At 66.4% G+C, this 18,914-nt stretch carries 14 protein-coding genes; 8 read left to right on the plus strand and 6 right to left on the minus strand.

The genetic code is table 11. The annotated features are described in order from the left end of the window. The first annotated feature begins 92 nt into the window (after positions 1-92). A complete protein-coding gene (locus BJ6T_RS13915) occupies positions 93-455 on the plus strand; it encodes a hypothetical protein (protein WP_028170661.1) in 363 nt (120 codons plus the stop codon). A gap of 196 nt (positions 456-651) precedes the next feature. On the opposite strand, the gene BJ6T_RS13920 is transcribed toward BJ6T_RS13915, so the two are convergent. The 3 genes from BJ6T_RS13920 to BJ6T_RS13930 form a co-directional block, all read right to left on the minus strand. Then, positions 652-2,325, minus strand: coding sequence for a SulP family inorganic anion transporter (locus BJ6T_RS13920; protein WP_014493013.1), 1,674 nt, complete (start codon positions 2,323-2,325; stop codon positions 652-654). 207 nt (positions 2,326-2,532) lie between these two features. Then, complete coding sequence (locus BJ6T_RS13925; protein WP_014493014.1) at positions 2,533-4,023, minus strand: caspase family protein; 1,491 nt, start codon at positions 4,021-4,023, stop codon at positions 2,533-2,535. A 131-nt stretch (positions 4,024-4,154) separates the two neighbouring features. Beyond that, complete coding sequence (locus BJ6T_RS13930) at positions 4,155-5,075, minus strand: LysR family transcriptional regulator (protein ID WP_014493015.1); 921 nt, start codon at positions 5,073-5,075, stop codon at positions 4,155-4,157. Positions 5,076-5,169: 94 nt separating this feature from the next. Here BJ6T_RS13930 and BJ6T_RS13935 point away from each other — a divergent pair, with 94 nt between their 5' ends. The 4 genes from BJ6T_RS13935 to BJ6T_RS13950 all read left to right on the plus strand — a co-directional run bounded on the left by BJ6T_RS13935 (position 5,170) and on the right by BJ6T_RS13950 (position 9,856). After that, positions 5,170-5,613, plus strand: a complete 444-nt coding sequence (locus BJ6T_RS13935; RefSeq protein WP_014493016.1) for a DoxX family protein — start codon at positions 5,170-5,172, stop codon at positions 5,611-5,613. 345 nt (positions 5,614-5,958) lie between these two features. Beyond that, a complete protein-coding gene (locus BJ6T_RS13940) occupies positions 5,959-6,990 on the plus strand; it encodes a TRAP transporter substrate-binding protein (protein WP_014493017.1) in 1,032 nt (343 codons plus the stop codon). A gap of 22 nt (positions 6,991-7,012) precedes the next feature. After that, positions 7,013-8,866, plus strand: a complete 1,854-nt coding sequence (locus tag BJ6T_RS13945) for a TRAP transporter large permease (protein ID WP_039229104.1) — start codon at positions 7,013-7,015, stop codon at positions 8,864-8,866. A gap of 12 nt (positions 8,867-8,878) precedes the next feature. Beyond that, on the plus strand, positions 8,879-9,856 hold the full coding sequence (locus BJ6T_RS13950; protein WP_014493019.1) for a hydroxyacid dehydrogenase: 978 nt from the start codon (positions 8,879-8,881) through the stop codon (positions 9,854-9,856). A 192-nt stretch (positions 9,857-10,048) separates the two neighbouring features. On the opposite strand, the gene BJ6T_RS13955 is transcribed toward BJ6T_RS13950, so the two are convergent. Beyond that, complete coding sequence (locus tag BJ6T_RS13955) at positions 10,049-11,215, minus strand: ABC transporter substrate-binding protein (RefSeq protein WP_028170662.1); 1,167 nt, start codon at positions 11,213-11,215, stop codon at positions 10,049-10,051. 287 nt (positions 11,216-11,502) lie between these two features. On the opposite strand from BJ6T_RS13955, the gene BJ6T_RS13960 reads away from it, so the two are divergent. The 3 genes from BJ6T_RS13960 (at position 11,503) to BJ6T_RS13970 (ending at position 16,486) form a co-directional block, all read left to right on the plus strand. Then, the gene (locus tag BJ6T_RS13960; protein WP_014493022.1) at positions 11,503-13,932 is read left to right on the plus strand and encodes a bifunctional diguanylate cyclase/phosphodiesterase; all 2,430 of its coding nucleotides are present in this window, start codon (positions 11,503-11,505) and stop codon (positions 13,930-13,932) included. A 230-nt stretch (positions 13,933-14,162) separates the two neighbouring features. After that, entirely contained in the window at positions 14,163-15,461 is a 1,299-nt protein-coding gene (locus BJ6T_RS13965; RefSeq protein ID WP_014493023.1) for an MFS transporter, read from the plus strand. Positions 15,462-15,736: 275 nt separating this feature from the next. Further along, positions 15,737-16,486, plus strand: coding sequence for a hypothetical protein (locus tag BJ6T_RS13970; protein WP_307724532.1), 750 nt, complete (start codon positions 15,737-15,739; stop codon positions 16,484-16,486). Between the two features lie 94 nt (positions 16,487-16,580). Here the strand turns inward: BJ6T_RS13970 and BJ6T_RS13975 are convergent, their stop codons facing one another. Together BJ6T_RS13975 and BJ6T_RS13980 are read right to left on the minus strand one after the other, a co-directional pair. Next, positions 16,581-17,498, minus strand: a complete 918-nt coding sequence (locus BJ6T_RS13975; RefSeq protein ID WP_014493025.1) for an MBL fold metallo-hydrolase — start codon at positions 17,496-17,498, stop codon at positions 16,581-16,583. A 92-nt stretch (positions 17,499-17,590) separates the two neighbouring features. Further along, the gene (locus BJ6T_RS13980; RefSeq protein WP_014493026.1) at positions 17,591-18,796 is read right to left on the minus strand and encodes an NAD(P)/FAD-dependent oxidoreductase; all 1,206 of its coding nucleotides are present in this window, start codon (positions 18,794-18,796) and stop codon (positions 17,591-17,593) included. Between the last annotated feature and the right edge of the window lie 118 nt (positions 18,797-18,914).

Here is an 18,914-nt window from a genome sequence, read left to right on the forward strand (position 1 = left end):
AAATCGCCTCGCCGATCTCGATCGGCCTCTCTATGCTGGGCGAGGCGGGAGCGCGGAACTACGGCGGCGGGAAGACCATTGGTGACGGGGCGATGAAGTGGTTCGCGAAGCAGAAGCCGGCGGACATCTGGGACGAGACGATCGAAGGACCGCTCGGCGACATCGAGGCCGCCGAGCGCATCCGCGCGATCTGTGACGCCGCAGCCGCGAGCGCGGCCGGTTCGGCGCGCAGCGACACGCGCGAAGGTGGGCGCTATGAACGCGCGGCCAAAATGGCGATGGAAATTGCGATGAAGATCTCGGATGGATTGATGCGCGACGCCGCCGTCCATCGCATCGTCGATCTCTGCATGAGAGCGAACGACCTCAAGACCGCGCAGATCCTGTTTCGCGCGATCCACGCCAGCTGGATCCGCGAGGCGGTGCAGCGGGATCATCCGACACTGGCGCAGTGAAGGCGGCTATTTCCACGAAGTAAGTGCGCTCCCTCTCCCGCTCGCGGGAGAGGGTTGGGGAGAGGGTATCTCCGCAACGGGACAATCCCCAAGAGGATAGAGCTCTCACCCGCCACGCTCTTGCGAGCGTGTCGACCTCTCCCGCAAGCGGGAGAGGTTGCAGCGAGTTCGCGGCTCCGCCTGCGTGACCCAACTGCTATTCCTGTTTTGCCAGCTTGCGCACGGCTTCGTCGACGCTGCGGAAGACGTGTTCGCGGGGCAGGGCGTCGAACAATCTGAAACGTTCGAACGCGTTCTGCGCGCGCACCGATTCCAGCCGCGCCAGCGCGACGGTGACGCCCTGTTCGCTGCACGCCTTGAAGACGTCGAGCAGGATCTGCGCGGCGGTGAAGTCGATCTCGACCATGCCGCTCGCCTCCAGCACCAGCAGTTGCGGTGTCGACGTGCCGAGCACTTTGGCCACGTCACTGCGAAAACCCGGCGCGTTGAGGAACGACAGCGGCGCCTGGAGCCCGATCACGGCGACGCCGGCGATGCGCTCGCCGGTGATGTGCGGATGCGCCGGCCACCAGATCGTGGTGCCCGGCACGCGCTCGAACTCGACCAGCCGCGCGCGCGTCGTGCTCCAGATGCCGTGCAGCAGCGACAGCACGATGCCGAGGAAGGCGCCCTGCTGGATCGGCAGCACGATGATCAGCGCGGCGGTGGCGACGATCAGCAGGAACTCGCTGAACGATTGCCGGTAGATCGTGGCGATCTGCTTCACCCTGATGATCCGCAGCGCCACGAACAGCAGGATGCCGCCGAGCGCGGCGTCCGGAACGTGCTGCAGCAGCCCCGTCCCGAACGCGAGCAGCGCCAGCACGATTGCCCCGGCCGCAAGGCCCGCGAGCTGCGATTGTCCGCCGGTCTCGGCAACGATCCCGGTTCGCGGCGGGCTGGCATTGACCGGAAACGCGCCGAACAGGCCGGACAGCACGCTGCCGGCGCCCGCACCGAGGAAGTCGCGATCGACATCGGCGGGCTTGTCGGGATCGGACGGGAACGACCGCGTCGTCGCGGCGGTCTGCACCATCACGACGACGGTAATCACGAAAGCGAGCGGCACCAGGCGCACCCACAGCTCCGGTGCAAGGTCAGGCAAGGTCGGTCGCGGCAGCGTGCCCGGCACCGCGCCGACGACGCTGACGCCCTTGCTTTCGAGGCCGAGCGCGATTGTGGCCAATGTCGCGGCGACGAGCCCGATCAGCGCGCCCGGAATTTTCGCGCTGACCCTCTCGGCGATGAAGACCACGGCGAGCACACCGAGCCCGATGCAGAGCGTGAAGGGATTGGTGCGGCCGAGTTCGGTCGCGAGCACTCCGATGCGTTCGAGCGTCGGGCCGCTCGGTGACGGAAGCCCGAGCACGCCCGGCAGTTGCGAGACGATGATGTGGACGGAGATGCCGGCGAGGAAGCCGACCATCACCGGCACCGACAACAGGTTGGCGATGCCGCCGAGGCGGAAGGCGCCGCCCGCCAGCATCATTGCGCCGACCATCAGCGCCAGTGCGATGGCAAGCCCCTGATACTCGGGCGAGCCGGTGGCAGCGAGCGCGGCAAGTCCGCCGGCGAAGATCGGCGTGATCGTGGAATCCGCGCCGCAGGACAGGAAGCGGTTGCCGCCGAGCAGCGCGAAACCGAGCGAGCCCGCCATGAACGCGAAGAAGCCGATCTGCGGCGCAAAACCGCCGAGCCGCGCCGTGGCCATCTGCTCGGGGATCGCAATCGCCGCCAGCGTCAGTCCCGCCATGAGGTCGCCGGGCAGGGCATAGGACGCGAGCGACCGGAACAGCGGCCATGAGTTCTTGGCGGGCGCGTCGTGCGGCATCGATATGGAATCCCCGGAAGGGCTGGCGTCAGCAGATCAGACTACAGCATTTTCGGGAAGATTGGTTCTCTGTGGCCTCTCCGTCGTCATTGCGAGCGAAGCGAAGCAATCCAGAATCCCACCGCGGAGGGAGTCTGGATTGCTTCGTCGCAAGGGCTCCGCGCAATGACGGAGGGCACATTTGTCCTCCGCATTGCGCGAGCGGTCTCAGTACCTGCTGCGATTGTAGTCGCCGCGTCCGTAACCGCCTCCGCCACGGCCGCCCATGCCCATGCCGAGACCAATCCCAACACCAATTCCGACGCCCACGGCTTCGGGCGACGGGCCTGGGGGCGGCGCGCGTTCGTAGACCACTTCGTCGGGCGGCGGCCGGCGCGGCTTCGGCGGCGTCTCGACCACCTTTCGCTTCGGCGGGGTGTCGTCGGCGCGTTTCTTGATGACGGGCGCCACCGCCGGATTGACCGGCGTTGCCGGTGTCGACGGCGCCGAGCACGGGCAGGTCGGGGCCATTGCGACGGCGACCGGAGCAGGGGCCGCTGCTTCCGCGACGGGCAAGGCGTAGTTGCGGTTCTGCACACGGAGCAGCAGCCGGCGCGCGGTTGCGGCGAGATCGCTGTTGTCCCAATTCGCCAGATAGGCCTCGAACGATGCACGGGTGTTGATCGCGGTGGCACGCTCCCAGGCCAGCATCTGACGCCGGCGCTCCAGGATCGTGCGCAGACGCGGCGTGTAGGAGGCCTGTGCGTAGAGCTCGACATAGGCCTGATACGCCTCGACGGTGTCGTCGGCGATCACCAGCTCATAAGCAGCCTTCGGCTCCTTGCCCTGCAAATCCTTGCGCCAGTCCGCGACGCTGCGCGTGCCGCCGGCGAGTGCCATGGCGGATGCGCCCGGGAGAGCGGGCTGTCCGCCGCTGCTCTCGCCGCCGAAGAACCTGAAGTCGGTCGTCAGCGACGAGCTTTCCCACGGGATCTGCCGCCCGTCGGTCGATTGCGCCACGGCGATGCGGATGCGCTTGAACACCTCCTCGATCGGCAGGTTCGGTTGCTTGGCGACGGTCAGCGCGGCCGTGGTGTAGGGGCTGTCGATGCCGGAGCCGTCCTCGGCTTCGGCGCCGGGCGAGGTCGAATAGGAGATGAAGGAGCCGGGTGCGCCGGCCTTGGTGTCGACGATCGCAAGCCCGTGGCCGGCGCCGCTGAGCGCAGGGAACGGATTGTTGCGGCAGGCATCGAGCATGAAGATGCGTGCCCGTGTCGGCAGCGCGCCGAGCGTGTTGAGCAGATCGTTCAGCCGCACGCCCTGGAGCGGAATGTCGGCCTCGCGTTTGGGATCGAGATCGACCGGCACCAGATAGTTCTCGCCGTCGATCTGGAGGCCGTGGCCGGCATAGAACACCAGTGCGACGGTGTCGGCGCCGCTTGCGCTGACCTTGCCGGCGAAATCGGAGATCGCAGCGCGCATCTCGTTCTGCGCCAAATTGGCCGCCGTGGTGACGGTGAAGCCGGCATTGCCGAGCAGCTCCGTCATACCCTTGGCGTCGTTGGCGGCGTTGGGCAGCTCCGGCACCGTGCGATAGGCCGATTGACCGATCACGAGCGCGAGCCGCGCCTCGGCGTCGGCGTCCGTCGGCGTCATCAATTGCGCGAGCCCGACAAGGCTGGATGCAAGAAACAAACTGCGAAGGACTCGACGGCGCATGGTGTCACCTCCATCGGCAATGCGCGCGATGATCTCACCTTTTCTAGGTCGCCGCCACGCATCTGTCTGTGCGCTGGCTCACGCAAGCGGTGCGACAAAATCGGGCATGAGGTCGCCGGGCAGGCGCGCGGTCAAAGCAGTTCGCGGTCCCAGGGCGGGTCCGGCGCGAAGCGCGCGGCAAGAAAATCGATGAAGGCGCGCACCTTGGCCGGAGGCCGGCGGTCGGGCAGATAGACCGCGTGCACCGCCGAGGTCTGGATCTCCGGCTGGTCGAGCGGAAGAGCAACGAGCGAGCCGGCGCGCAAATCGTCGGCGATGATGAAGGTGGGCTGCCGCGACAGGCCAAGGCCTGCCAGCGTCGCCGCGCGCAGCGCATCGCCATTGTTGGCACGCAGGGTGCCACTGACCTGGACGCGAATCTCGCCATCCGCGCCGAACAGCCATTCCGCCGCGCTCGCCTGCTGCGCGAGCGTGTAGCCGAGGCAATTATGGGTAGCGAGGTCGGCAACGCTGCGTGGCGTGCCGTGTTTCGCCAGATAGGACGGCGCTGCGCAGACCACGAGGCGGTTCGGCGCGAGCCGCCGCGCCACCATGCTGGATTCGCGCAGCTTGCCGATGCGGATCGCGAGGTCCCAGCCTTCCTCGGCGAGATCGACGAGGCGGTCGTTGAGGCCGAGTTCGACCGTGACCTCGGGATGGCGTGCGGAGAACTCCGCAATCAGGGGCGCAATCTGCCTGTTGCCGAACACGACGGGCACGTTGACGCGCAGCAGGCCGCGCGGCTCGACGCGTTCGCGCGCCACCGCGGCATCGGCGGCCTCCATGTCGGCGAGGATGCGCTCGGAGGATTCAAGATAGCTCCGTCCGGCCTCGGTGATGGAGAGCCGTCGCGTGGTCCGGTGAAACAGTTTTGTGCCGAGCCGCGCCTCCAACGATGCAACATGCTTGGTCACCATGGTCTGCGACAGGCCCATGGCCCGGGCCGCGCCGGAGAGGCTGCCGGTCGCGGCGACCTTGGCGAAGACCTCAAGGCTGGTCAGGCGGTCGAGCAAACAATCTCACTCTGTTGGTATGAAGTGTATTTCCAGAATAGCGGATTATCATCGGAATGAGAATAGATCATGTTGCGGCGCAAAGGAGACCGCCATGATCGATTCCCGTACCGCCCCCTATGCCGCGCTGGTGCTGCGCGTGACCCTGGGCGCGCTCTTTCTGGCCCATGCCGGCCTGAAGCTGTTCGTGTTCACGCCCGCCGGCACCGCGAAATTCTTCGGCAGCCTCGGCTTCCCGCCCGAGCTCGCTTATCTCATCATGACGGTTGAGGTGCTGAGCGGCGTCGCGCTGATCCTCGGCGTCTGGACGCGCTATGCGGCGCTCGCGGGCATTCCGATCCTGCTCGGCGCGATCTTCACGGTGCACGGCGCCGCCGGTTTCTTCTTCACCAACCCGAAGGGCGGCTGGGAATACCCCGCCTTCTGGGCGATCGCGCTGGCGGCGCAGGCGCTGCTCGGCGACGGCGCCTATGCGCTGCGGCCCTCGCGCGATGTCGAGGCGGCCAGCGGGCAGCTCAGCGGCGCGCATTCGCGCTGACGTCACCGCATCCGCACGAACACGAAAGCCGCGGGATCACGGTCCCGCGGCTTTCGTGCGTTTCGTGGTCAATCAATCTGCGTTCGGCATTGATCCATACCTGAATTGGATCGATCCACTTCAATCTTGCATGGCAGGCCTCGTCGCTGCCGTGCGGCATGATCGAAAACACCTTCAAATACAGGCGTTCCGTTGCGGTCTCTGCCAGAGCGCTTGTCTCTCGCGGCCTCTCATCGGCCCCGCCCCGTCTCTTGCCTGCCCCGTCGCTTTGGCCATACTGTCCGCGCAGCAGGCCGTGGCAGCGATCTCGGCCGTAGACAAGAATATTCGGGGAGAGACCGCGCCATGACCATCGTGCCCGTGAGCCGTCGCACGTTCATCAAGTCGTCGACGGCGGTCACCGCCGGCCTCGTTCTCTCTCCCGCCATCATCGGTCGCGCCGAAGCGGCGACGCTGAAGCTGAAATGCTCCTCCTCGCTGCCGAACGATCCGAAATATGCCAACGGCCGCGTCTACTACGACAACCTCGTCAAGAACCTGAAGGGCAACGGGCTCGGCGAGCAGGTCGAGGTCGCCTTCTTCCCGGACAACCAGCTCGGGCAGGAGATCGACGTCATCAATTCGGTGAAGCTCGGCGTCATCGACCTCATGGTGTCGGGCTCGTCGATCTCCGCCAACCTGGTGCCGCTGGTCGGCACCTTCGACCTCGGCTTTCTGTTCTCGAGCTTCCCGCAGCAGACCAAGGCGTTCGATTCCGGCGCCGCCAAGCCGATCGAGGACGCGCTGCTCAAGGGCGGCAACATCCGCATCATCGCCTGGGCCTATAATTTCGGCTCACGCAGCGTGCTCGCGAAGAAGCCGGTGAAGACGCCGGAGGATCTCGCCGGCCTCAAGATCAGGACGCTGCCGAATCCGGTGATCACGGAATGCCTTCGCCTGATGGGCGCCGCCGCGACGCCGCTCGCATTCGGCGAGATCTACACGGCGTTGCAGGCCGGCGTGCTCGACGGGCTGGAGCACGATCCGCCGACGATCCTGGCCAGCAAGTTCTTCGAGACGGCAAAATTCTATGCACTGACGCAGCACAATTTCTCGCCGCTCGCGGTCTACTTCAGCGACGTGACCTACAACCGCATGGATCCGAAGCTGCGCGAGGGTTTCCTCGATGCCGCCAAGAAGGCCGCGGCCGACACGCGCGCCCACGGGCTTGCGGTCGAGAAGGAGGCGCTGACGGCCTTGACCGAGAAGGGCGTGACGGTGGCCGAATGCGACCGCGAAGCCTTCAAGAAGCGCGTCGCGCCGCAGCACGAGAACTTCATCAAGGCGCGGCCGGAGTCCAAGCCGGTCATCGACATCATCCGCGCGACGCAAGCTTGAGATGACCAAGTCTGAGATGGCGATGACAGCCGCCGTACCCCTCTCGGACGGTCGCCACGGGAGCATTACGCTGCTGCTTCGCCTCAGCGACGCGATAGCGGCCATCCTGCTGGCCGCCGATCTCGTGGTCGTCTGCGCGTCGGTCCTGCTGCGCTTCTGCTTCAATGCGCCAGTCGAATGGTCCGACGACGTCGCGCGCGGCCTGATGGTCGGCTCGGCCTTCTTCGGCGCGGCGAGCGCGCTGGCGCGCGGCGAGAATGTCGGCGTGTCCTTCTTCCGCGATCTGCTTCCGGTGCGGCTGCGCACGCTGGTCGATGCCGCGAGCGCGCTTCTGGTCGTGCTGATCTCCGGCTATGTCGCCTACAACGCGATCAAGCTGGGATCGTTGACGGCCGGGCAGACCACCGGATCCGGCCTGCCGCTGGAGCTGACCTTCTACCCGATGGGCATCGGCGCGCTGTTCATGACGGTGTTCGCGATCGATCATCTCTGCGCCAGGCCGCTGCCCGACATCCTCAGGGGCCTCGTTGCCATCATCGTCGTCACCGGCCTCTATCTCGCCTGGGATTACCTGTCGCCGTCCACCGTGCCGTCGGCGGGCACGCTGATGCTGATCGGCTTCTTCGCAACCCTGTTCGGTGGATTGCCGATCGGGTTCGCGCTGGCGCTGGCCGCGCTGATCTTCATCTGGGTCGAGGGCGCGCTGCCCGGCGTGATCTTCGCCCAGCAGATGGCGCGCGGCATCGACAATTTCGTGCTGCTCGCGATTCCCTTCTTCATCCTCGTCGGCTACCTCATGGAAGCCAACGGCATGTCGGTGCGGCTGATCGAGCTGCTACAGCGCGGGGTCGGTCGTATGCGTGGCGGCCTGAACGTCGTGATGGTGGCCTCGATGGTGCTGTTCTCCGGCATCTCGGGCTCGAAGATGGCGGATGTCGCCGCGGTCGGCTCGGTGCTGATCCCGGCGGCGCGCCGCTCGAAGCAGAACCCGGGCGGCGCGGTGGCGCTGCTTGCGGCGTCCGCGGTGATGGCGGAAACCATTCCGCCCTGCATCAACCTGATCATCCTTGGGTTCGTCGCGAACCTGTCGATCGGCGGCCTGTTCGTGGCCGGCCTGTTGCCGGCGGCGCTGATGGCGCTGGTCCTGATCGCGGTCTCGATCATCTTCGGCAAGCGGCCGGCGGATACCGAGGACGTCGCGCCGCAGATGCCGGTGTCGGGCCTGTGGAGCGGTGCGATCGCCTCGTTCGGGCTGATCTTCATGATCTTCTTCGGCTTCAAGAGCGGCTTTGCGACAGCCACGGAGATCTCCGCCTTTGCCGTAGCCTACGCCCTCATTGTCGGCAGTCTCGTGTTCCGCGAGCTCGGCTTCAAATCGGCCGCGCACAGTTTTGTCCAGGCTGCGACGCGCGCGGGGCTCGTGCTGTTCATCGTCGCCGCGGCGCAGTCGCTGGCGTTCACGCTGACCTTGCAGCAGGTGCCGCATGCGGTCGGCGATTTCATGCTTGGATTGTCCAAGACCTCGGGCGTCTGGCTGTTCATCCTGCTCGCGATCGCGGTGCTGATCGTGATGGGCTCGGTGCTGGAAGGCGCCGCCGCGCTCATCATCTTCGGGCCGCTGCTGCTGCCGGTCGCCGTGCAGCTCGGCGTCGATCCCCTGCATTTCGGCGTCGTGCTGGTCATCGCGATGGGCATCGGCCTGTTCGCGCCGCCGCTCGGGCTCGGGCTCTATGGCGCATGCCTGATCGGCAATGTGCCGATCGAGCAGACGGTGAAGCCGATCATGGGCTATCTCGGCCTGTTGTTTCTCTGCCTGCTCGTCATCGCCTTCGTGCCATGGCTCTCGACCGCGCTGCCGCGGGCATTCGGTTACTAAGGGAGTCCTGTCTTGAAAGTGTTGCTCGCCCACACGCCGGAGATGCGTCGCAATTACTACGGCGACCGCAGCCTGAACGGCCTGCGCGCAGCCGCCGAGGTGATCCTGCACGAGAGCGATGACACGCTGGATGCCACCGGCCTCGTGCGCGCCGCCAAAGATGCCGACATCATCGTCGCCGATCGCATGACGGAAGGGCGCGGCGAGATCTTCGCGCAACTGCCGCGCCTGCGCGCCTTCGTCCGCTGCGCCGTCGACATCCGTAACGTCGACGTGGAGGCGGCCTCGCAAGCCGGCGTTCTCGTGACCCGCGCCGGTCCGGGCTTCGTGCAGGCGGTGGCCGAGCTCGCGCTCGGCTTCATGGTCGATCTCTCCCGCGGCGTGTCCCGGGCGACGGCGGATTACCAGGCCGGCCGCAAGGTCGAGGCACGGATGGGCCGCCAGCTCGCCGGCAGCAAGATCGGTATCATCGGCTATGGCAGTATCGGGCGCTACCTCGCCGAGATCGCCAAGGTGATGCGCATGGAGGTGCTGGTCGCAGATCCCTTTGCGACCGTCAGCGACGGCGCGATCCGGCAGGTCGGTCTCGACGAGCTTCTTGGTGCGTCCGACTACGTCGTCTGCCTCGCGATCGCCAACGAGCAGACCGAGAATTTGATCGGCGAGGCGGCGCTGGCGCGCATGCAGAAGCATGCCGTCTTCATCAATCTCTCGCGCGGCAATCTCGTCGACGAGGCCGCGCTGGCGGGCGCGCTGCGCGAGAACCGCATCGCCGGCGCGGCGATGGACGTCGGCCGCGCGCCCGACCAGATGCCGAGCCCGGAGCTGGCGAGGCTTCCCAACGTTATCGCCACGCCGCATGTCGGCGGGCTGACGCCGCAGGCGATCGAATACCAGTCGCTGGAAACGGTGCGGCAGGTCGAGGCGATCGTGAAAGGCGAGGTCCCGCAAGGCGCAGTGAACGCGGAGCGCTGGACGCGGCGGCCTTGAAGCTGCGGTGCTAACGCAAGTTATGCGGTCGCTGTGCGCACCAAAGCTTCCGCATCGTCATGGCCGGGCTTGACCCGGCCATCCACGCCTTTGCCGGCAATGCCAAGAACGTGGATGCCTGGGCCTTCGCCTCGCCGAAGCGGCTTCGGTCGCGCAGGCGACAAGCCCGGGCATGACGACCTCCTGCTGCAACTACAGCCGATCCACCGCCCTGAACGTCCCGTCCTTCTGGATCACGGTCAAGAACACCTTCGGCGGCGCGTCGATCATGCGCGCGCCGACGGTGACGATGCTGCCGCTGATGTCGAAGCGGCCGACGTCGTTGATGGCGCGCAACAGGCTCGCGCGGGTCGGCTGCGGCCCGGCCTTTTCCAGCGCCGCGGCCGCGAGGCGGCCGGAGAGATAGCCTTCGAGCGACACGAAATCCGGTGTCAGCGTCGGGTCGAACGCCCTCTGCGCCGCCTGGTAGTCGGCGACGAGCTTTTGCGAGCGATCCCAGGGAAACGGCACGACCTGCGAGACGATGACGCCTTCGCCGTCGGGGCCGAGCTCCCTGGCGAGCGCATTGGCGCCGACGAAGGAGATGTTGACGAAGGTCGGATGGAAGCCGCTGCGATGCGCGAGCTTGATGAACTCCGCGCAGGGGCCGTAGGTCCCGACCATGACGATGGCTTCGGGCTCGGCCCGCCTGATCGTGCGCCAGGCCGAGCCGACCGCACGGGTGTTGCGCTCGAAGGTGCCTTCCGCGGCGAGCTCGAGGCCGCGCCTGGCGAGTGCGCGCTTCACGCCGGCGAGACCGTCGCGGCCGAAGGAATCGTCCTGGTAGAAGATGCCGATGCGGGTGAAGTGGCGATCCTCGGTGAGGTGCTTGACCCACGCCTCGGCCTCAGCGCCATAGCTCGCGCGGATGTTGACGACATTCGCAAGCTCGAGGTCGCGCAGGAATTCGGCGCCGCTGAACGGACCGATGAAGGGAATGTTCCTGGTATTGGTGATCGGGATCGTCGCCATCGCGGTCGGCGTGCCCACCGCGCCGATCAGCGCGAACACCTTGTCGTCCTCGATCAGCCGCAGCGTCTGCGCCACCGAGCGGTCGGGATCGTAGCCGTCGTCGCGGCTGATGAGCTGGAGCCTTCGGCCGTGGACGCCGCCCTTTTCGTTGATCTCGGTGAATGCCGCGACGATGCCTTGCCGCATCCGCTGTCCGAGCGCGGAGGAGGGGCCTTCGAGCGCGGCGGCCTGGCCGAACAGGATCGCATCGTCGCTGACGCCGACCTCGTCGCCTTTCGCTGCAGGATTGGCCGCGGCGAGTAGCGCGACGGCCAATGCGACGCAGGCCACTGATCGCGATCGTGTCATGAGGATGCATGCCGGATGAGGGAATACCTGCCGGAAACGATAGTCTCGTCGTCCTGAACAGCTCGCTAACCCCTGATGTGACGGTGCTCCGTAAGACTCCGGGGAAAAGCGGCAAATTGCTCGCACAATGGGCCCTGCTTGCAGGCCATTCGTTAACTAAGCCGCGCAATCTGCGACGACCCGGCTCTGAAATTGTGCGGTTCTTAACCCCGATCCTTGTCCGATAGCTGTTCCGGCAGCTCAACCAGAAGTGGGTTGCCGCGCCGAGGGGGACTTGCGGGATCAAGATGGGCGGTCGGGGTCAGAACGATCAGGATCGGGAACGTAGGCCCGGATGGTGGCGCGCGGCGCCGCTGCTCGGACTCTATCGCCCTGCGCTCGTCGCAGTCGGCGTCGGTCTTCTGTTCTCGCTCGTCGGCGCCGCCGCCGTGGCGCGATGGGAAGACCGCGTCAACAGGATCGAGTTCGAGAACGCCGCCGAAACCGAAGCCATCGTCATGCAGAACGGCATGAGCGAGTACATCTCCAGGCTCGTCGCGCTGCGTACGCTGTTCGAATCGACCAACGAGGAAATCACCCGCAGCGAATTCGAGACGTTCAGCTCCCGGCTGTTCGAACGTCATCCCGGCATGCTGCGCATCTCTTGGCTGCCGCGCGTCAACCGCAAGGAGCGCGCCGAATACGAGGCCGCCGCGGCCACGGACGGCGTGTCCGGCTATCGCATCAAGTCGCTCCAGGGCGAGACCTTCGCGACAGCGCCGCAAGCCGATGAATATTTCCCGGTGTTCTACTCGACCCAGCCGAAGACGTCGTCGGTCTACGGCATGGATTACGCGACCGTTCCAGAGCGCCGCGCGGCTCTCGAGCGCGCGCGCGACAACGACCGCGTCGCCGCCATTCGCACGCGGCTCTACGACCCGAAGGAGGGCGGCCGGCAGCCCGACGTGCTCGTTGCCATTCCCGTCTACGCCAAGGGAACCTCGCGCGAGGCGGTGGCGGACCGGCGCCGCAATCTGGCGGGTTTCGTCGTCGGCGTCTTCGACCTGCCGCTGCTGATCCAGTCCATTCGCGTGACCACGGGAGCAAGCCCCGCGGTCAGTGTGAACGTCTATCCGCCCTTCACGGGGCAGATCGTCAGCCTGGAACAAACCCTGCCGGACTATTCGTCGGCCGCCGCGTCGCCGCAGTCGATGCGGGACGTCGCCCGCGCGCTGCATTGGTCGGGCAGCCTCAAGATCGGCGATACCGACTGGCAGGTGCGCGCCATGCCGACGGCCGGCGGTTCGCTGGAGACGGCCTACGATCGCGCCGTTGCGGTCATCGTCGTCGGCATGCTGCTGACGCTGTCGCTCGCAACCTATCTCATGCTCGCAAGCCGCAGCTCGCGGCGGTTGTCGCTGGCGAACCGGCGGGTGCTGGAGCTCGCCCAGACCGACATCCTGACGGGGCTGCCGAACCGCGCCTTCTTCCTGACCCGGCTCGACCTGATGAACAGCCAGTTGAGCGTGCGGGGCCTGCCGTTCGCGATCCTGATGCTCGATCTCGACCGCTTCAAGAACGTCAACGACTCGCTCGGCCACGGTGCGGGCGATGTGCTGCTGCGCCAGGTGGCGCTGCGGCTGAGATCTGCGCTGCGCGCCACCGACGTGCTGGCGCGGCTCGGCGGCGACGAGTTCGCCATCATCCAGGAGGCTTGCGACGATCAGCGGGCCTGCGCGACCGAGCTCGCCGCGCGGATCGCGAAGCTGGTCGCCGAACCGTTCCTGCTGCCCGGCCATCGCGTCGAGATCGGCACCAGCATCGGCATCGCGATCGCACCGGACCACGGCAGCGACCAGGAGCAGCTGCTGAAGAAGGCGGACCTCGCGCTCTACCGCTCGAAATCGGCCGGCCGCAACTGCTTCACCGTCTACGACGAGGCGATGTCGGCCGAGCTCGAGGCCCGCAATACGCTGGAAGGCGATTTGCGCGATGCCATCGCGCAGTGCCAGCTGGAGGTGCACTATCAGCCCTTTGTCGACGTCGCCGGTGGTGGCCGTCGCGGCTTCGAGGCGCTGGTGCGCTGGCGGCATCCGAGCCGCGGCCTGATCCCGCCGGACCAGTTCATCGCACTTGCCGAGGAAACCGGGCTGATCGTGCCGCTCGGCGAATTCGTGCTGCGGCGCGCCTGTGCGGACGCCGCGGCCTGGCCATGCGATCTCATGGTTGCCGTGAACCTGTCGCCGATCCAGTTCAAGGAAGCCGAGCTGTTCGAGACGATCTGCGCGGCACTGGCGGATTCCGGCCTGGCGCCGCAACGGTTGGAGATCGAGATCACCGAATCCGTGCTGCTGGAACGCGGCGTCGAGAACCTCGCCTTCATGGAACGGCTGAAGCACATCGGCATCGAGCTCGCGCTCGACGATTTCGGCACCGGCTATTCCTCGCTGAGCTATCTGACCACGTTCCCGTTCGACAAGATCAAGATCGACAAGTCCTTCATCCGCAACCTCACGCATCAGCCGCGCAGCTCCGCGATCATCGCCTCGATCGTGACGCTCGCGCGCGGCCTCGATATGTCGGTCACCGCCGAAGGCGTCGAGACAGCTGAGGAGTTCGAGCGGCTGACGGCGCTCGGCGTCAATTTCGCGCAAGGCTATCTGTTCGGACGCCCGCAGCCGGTCGACCAGATCGCATTCGACGAGACCGCTCAACCTTCGCAGCGCGACGCGGCCTGAGCGCGCGCCCGGCAACACTCGAACATATACGAGAGGTCGTCATGCCCAGGCTTGTCCCGGGCATCCACGTTCTTTGTTCCGCGTAGCGAAGACGTGGATGGCCGGGACAAGCCCGGCCATGACGATGTGGCAGCTTCTGCGACCCGCCAAGAAATACATTCGAGAAAATCGCTTGACCCGGGCGGCCCCGGATGGTCGGTAGCACCATCTAGGGATGAAATAAGCACATCATGCGTCTTCCGTTCTTCTACGGCTGGGTCGTGGTCGCGGTGACCTTCGTGACCATGGCGATCGGCGTCAACGCGCGCACCGCGTTTTCGCTGTTCTTTCCTCCCATCATCTCCGAATTCGGCTGGGAACGCGGCGTCACTGCCGGCGCGTTCTCCTTCGGCTTCGTCGTGTCGGGCATCGTCAGCCCGCTGATCGGCCGCCTGATGGATCGCGCCGGCCCGCGCGCGGTGATGGAGCTCGGTGTCGTGCTGATGGGCGGCGGGCTGCTGCTCGCGCCACTCACCAGCACGCCCTGGCATCTCTACGTGACCATCGGCGTCATGGTCGGTGCCGGCTCGGTGTGTCTCGGCTATTCCGGCCAATCGCTGTTCCTGCCGAACTGGTTCATCCGCAAGCGCGGCTTCGCCATCGGCATTGCCTTTGCCGGCGTCGGCATCGGCTCGGTGACGCTGCTGCCGTGGGTGCAGCACATGATCGAGCAGACCGGCTGGCGCACCGCCTGTACCGCGATGGGGCTGCTCATTCTCGTCGTGCTGGCGCCGATCAATCTGTTCCTGCACAAGCGGCCCGAAGACATCGGCCTTCAGCCGGACGGCGATGCCACGCCGGCGGCGGGCGCGGCAACACCGGTCTCCAACATCGTCGATCCCGTCTGGGTCGGCACCGACTGGACGCTCAAGCGGGCGGTTGCGACCGCGCGCTTCTGGTGGATCGCGCTCGGCTATTTCAGCGGCCTGTACATCTGGTACGCGGTGCAGGTGCACCAGACCAAGTTCCTGCTCGACATCGGCTTCAGCCCCGGTGTCGCGGTGTGGGCGCTCGGCATCGTCAGCCTGCTCGGCATTCCCGGGCAGATCCTGCTCGGCCACGTCTCCGACCGGATCGGGCGGGAATGGGTGTGGGCGATCAGCTGCGCGGGCTTTGCGATCTGCTTTGCGGCGCTGATGGCGCTGAAATTCCAGCCGTCGCTGTGGCTGGTCTATGTCATGGTGTTCGCGCAAGGCGCGCTCGGCTACGGCCTCACCTCGATCATGGGCGCGGTGGTGTTCGAGATCTTCCAGGGCAGGCACCAGGGCAGCATTTTTGGAACGATCATGCTGGCGGCCCTGGCCGGCGGCGCGGCCGGTCCCTGGCTCACGGGTTTCCTCTATGATCGCACCGGCGACTACACGCTCGCCTTTGCCATCGCCATGGTCGTGAGTGGACTGTCGGCGCTCTCGGTCTGGCAGGCCGCTCCCCGCAAGGTGCGCGCGGTGGCGGGCCGGCTGCACAAGCTCAAGCCCGGAACCTCGAGCTAGCGCGTTTTCGAGCGACGCTGGCCAAGCTCGGCTGCGACGTCGTCCAGGGCTTCCTTTACGCGCCCGCGCTGCCGCCGGTCGCGTTCGAACGTTGGCTGATCAGCACTGCGCCGAGCAGGCGAGGGCAATGCTGGGCCGGCTCGATGTTGCGCCGGCAGATCGCGACGTGATGAAGCGGTCGGCATAGTCGGCTCCAGGGCGTTCGCGCACAATCCGGCAGTCATCCCTTTCAACGGGTAGCTCCAGCCCTGGCTGATGATCGGCTGGTCGGATTCTTGTTTCTGGATATTACTAATTGCCGATTGGCAATATCGAGCAACCGGAGCGGCGCCCTGCCAAATGCTCCGCGCCAGCTCCCGTTCCTACCACCGCGCAACCGGGCAGATCCAACTGCCAGGGCGAACTCAGGACTGGATGGGACTCGGGGCAACGTCACCTCGGGTCCGCCAAAAGCACGGAAAGCCACCATGACCTCGATTTCTGCGCTCTCCTCCCATCACCACCGCTCATCACCGTTGCAACTGCTGCAAGACGAACTGCAAACGGAAGTCGGGTCCGGCGCGATCGATGCGTCGGATCAATCGGCACTGTCGGCCGCGCTCAGCAGCATCGGCTCCGCGTTGCAGTCAACCGGCGCAAGCGATCAATCCGGCGGCGGGACATCTTCGCCCGACGCCTTCGAGTCGAAGATCAATGGCCTCATCCAGCAGCAAGTGTCGGCCGGCAAGCTGACGGACGCGCAGGCCACCGAGCTGCAAGGAATTTTCAAGGCGGCGCTCTCGCATGGACCGCACGGAGCGGGCGGGCCCCCGCCGGACGGGCCACCGCCATCCGGCGAGCCTCCCTCGGTCAACGGCACGGACGACTCGTCAAGCGGCAATTCGACGGCGGAGCTGCTGCAACAGTTTCTCCAGCAGCTGAAAAGCTCGCTTGCGGACTCGACCTATAGCGCGACGAAAGCAGGCGATGCGACCAATGCGAACGATCCGTCGTTGTCCGGCGTCCTGATCAACGATCGGATCTGATATCGGCGGCGCGCCGCGCTGAATCGCTTCGCCGCATCGAGACCAGGGCCCGCCATGAATGCGCGCCCTGGTCTCACGTTGGCTCAGCGAGCGATCAGTAATCCCAGAACACCGGCACCCAGCGAAATGCGTCGCCGGCGACCGCCACATGGCCGACGGACGGGAACGGCATGTGAGTCGCCACCAGCATCTCGCCGCTCGCGGCAATCTCTCGCAACAGACCGACCCGAACGCGCGCCGCCTCTTCGGGGTCGTGTTCGAAACCGTTGTGCCAGTCGGGTTGATCGAACCCGACAGCAAACACGGCGTCGCCCGCGAACGTCAGCCCGTCGCCGCCGGATGCCACGCGAACCACGCTGTGTCCGGGGGTGTGTCCGCCGGTGCGACGAACGACGACGCCCGGCGCAACCTCGTGCTGCTCATCGAACTGCCGCAGCTGACTTCCGTATTCCTTGACGAACCGCTTGGCGGTCGCCCGAAGCGCGTCCGGGAAGCCCGGCGGCATGGCGGTGTGGGAGAAATCGGGCGCTTCCCAGAATTTGACCTCGGCGGCCGCCACGTGGATCCGCAGGTCTTTGCGCAGCCGCTGCTTCACTCCGTCGACGAGCAGTCCGCCAATGTGGTCCATGTGCAAGTGAGTCAGCACCAGATCGGTCACGGACGAAAGGTCGATGCCGGCGGCCTCCAGTCGCTTGATCAACTGGCCGGCGCGCGGCAAGTGCAGATCCGGGTCGGACCCCAGGCCAGCGTCGATCAGGATGGTCTTGTCGCCGCTGCGGACCACGACCGCATTCAGCGCCCAGTCGAAAGCGTCCTGCGGCAGGAACATGTCGTGCAGCCAGGTCGCCCGGACGGCCGGGTCGGCATTGTGCGCCAGCATCGTGGTTGGCAGCGGCAGCACGCCGTCGCTGACCACCAGCACGTCGATCTCGCCGACCTTCAGCGCGTAGCGCGACGGAACGAGTTCTTCCGGCTTCGATGTCGCGGGGTATGAGGTGTTGTGCAGGTTCATGTTGGTCTCCTGTTTCAAGGTAGGGCTCCCGGCTGGTCTTGGTTGAGCAGGCCGCGCCGCCAGGGAGGTACGGCCGTCATCGTTTCGTGCCTCTAGAGGCTCGTCACACGTTCCGGATCGGCCGAGGCGAGCGCTGCGGCACGCTCGGCGCGGGGCGGGTAGATCCAGACCGTGTTGATCTCCTGCTTGGTCTTCTTGGCGACGTCGCCGACCATCTCGACCTTGCGCTCCCAGCCGCGCGTGAACAGCGCGCCGGCTTCGCCGAGATCGAGGCAGGTGACGTAGGCCTTCTGGTGATACGGCCTGGTCGGGACGCGCAGGAGTTCGGCGGCGGCATTGTTGCCGGCAAAGGCGCCCATCCGCGTGGCGTGCTGGCACGACATCAGCGCGTAATTGCCCTCGTCGTCGCATGCGGCCCGCGCCGCATCGCCGGTGGCGAAGACGCCGGCGACGCCGGGCACGCGCAGATCGCGGTCCACCAGCAATCGGCCGAAATTGTCGCGCTCGGCGGGAATTTGCGCCGTCAGGGGCGCGGCGCGAATGCCGGCTGCCCAGATCACCGTCTCGGTTTCGATGTGTTCGCCGGTCGACAGCGTCACGCCGGACTTGTCGAGCGAGGCAACGCCGGTGCCGAGCCTTGTCTCCACGCCGAGCTTGCGCAGCGCCTGCTCGATGACCGGGCGGGAGCCTTCGCCCATGTCCGGAGCGATCGCGCCGTTACGCTCGACGATGATCACGCGCGTTCTGGCGTTTTGGCCGAAGATGGCGCGCAGGCGCGCGGGCAGCTCGGTCGCCGCCTCGATGCCGGTGAAGCCGCCGCCGGCGACCACGACCGTGTCGCGTCCATTGACGGCCGGCCGGTCGGCGAGGCCATGCAGATGCTTGTCGAGGGTGACCGCATCGTCGAGCGAGTCGACACTGAAGCCGTGCTCGGCAAGGCCGGGAATGTTGGGTCGGAAGAGGCGGCTGCCGGTGGCGATCACCAGGCGGTCGTAGGACAGGGTCTTGCGGGTGCCATTGGGAGTCGAGATCTGCACCGTCAGCGCCTCGGTATTGACGGTCTCGGCGCTCCCCTGGATGTAGCCGACGTCGATCGCCTTGAGGACATCGAGCAGCGGCGCCGTCAGGGTTTCCGGCTTCGGCTCATAGAGTCGAGGGCGGACCACCAGCGTCGGCTCTGGTGCGATGAGCGCGATCTCGAGCTCTTCCGGCGAAACGCCCTGAATGTCGCGCAGGCGGGCGGCGGAGAGGGCGGCGTACATGCCGGCGAAGCCGGCGCCAATGATGAGCAGTCGCATGTGGTTCACTCCTTGATTTGGTTCTGGATTTGTTGGTTCGAAACGCGCGCCATCGCCGCCGCTCGATGCGAGCAGAGCCTGTTGCGAGCGATGATGACGCGAAGAGGTGAGACGGATA

It is taken from the genome of Bradyrhizobium japonicum USDA 6 (assembly GCF_000284375.1).
Lineage (GTDB): Bacteria > Pseudomonadota > Alphaproteobacteria > Rhizobiales > Xanthobacteraceae > Bradyrhizobium > Bradyrhizobium japonicum.

Excerpts from the sequence above, each read along its gene's own strand:
- BJ6T_RS13915 (WP_028170661.1), top strand. The coding sequence starts at position 93 with ATGAAGTGGTTCGCGAAGCAGAAGCCGGCGGACATCTGGGACGAGACG.
- BJ6T_RS13920 (WP_014493013.1), bottom strand. The coding sequence starts at position 2,325 with ATGCCGCACGACGCGCCCGCCAAGAACTCATGGCCGCTGTTCCGGTCG.
- BJ6T_RS13925 (WP_014493014.1), bottom strand. The coding sequence starts at position 4,023 with ATGCGCCGTCGAGTCCTTCGCAGTTTGTTTCTTGCATCCAGCCTTGTC.
- BJ6T_RS13935 (WP_014493016.1), top strand. The coding sequence starts at position 5,170 with ATGATCGATTCCCGTACCGCCCCCTATGCCGCGCTGGTGCTGCGCGTG.
- BJ6T_RS13940 (WP_014493017.1), top strand. The coding sequence starts at position 5,959 with ATGACCATCGTGCCCGTGAGCCGTCGCACGTTCATCAAGTCGTCGACG.
- BJ6T_RS13945 (WP_039229104.1), top strand. The coding sequence starts at position 7,013 with ATGACAGCCGCCGTACCCCTCTCGGACGGTCGCCACGGGAGCATTACG.
- BJ6T_RS13955 (WP_028170662.1), bottom strand. The coding sequence starts at position 11,215 with ATGACACGATCGCGATCAGTGGCCTGCGTCGCATTGGCCGTCGCGCTA.
- BJ6T_RS13960 (WP_014493022.1), top strand. The coding sequence starts at position 11,503 with ATGGGCGGTCGGGGTCAGAACGATCAGGATCGGGAACGTAGGCCCGGA.
- BJ6T_RS13965 (WP_014493023.1), top strand. The coding sequence starts at position 14,163 with ATGCGTCTTCCGTTCTTCTACGGCTGGGTCGTGGTCGCGGTGACCTTC.
- BJ6T_RS13975 (WP_014493025.1), bottom strand. The coding sequence starts at position 17,498 with ATGAACCTGCACAACACCTCATACCCCGCGACATCGAAGCCGGAAGAA.
- BJ6T_RS13980 (WP_014493026.1), bottom strand. The coding sequence starts at position 18,796 with ATGCGACTGCTCATCATTGGCGCCGGCTTCGCCGGCATGTACGCCGCC.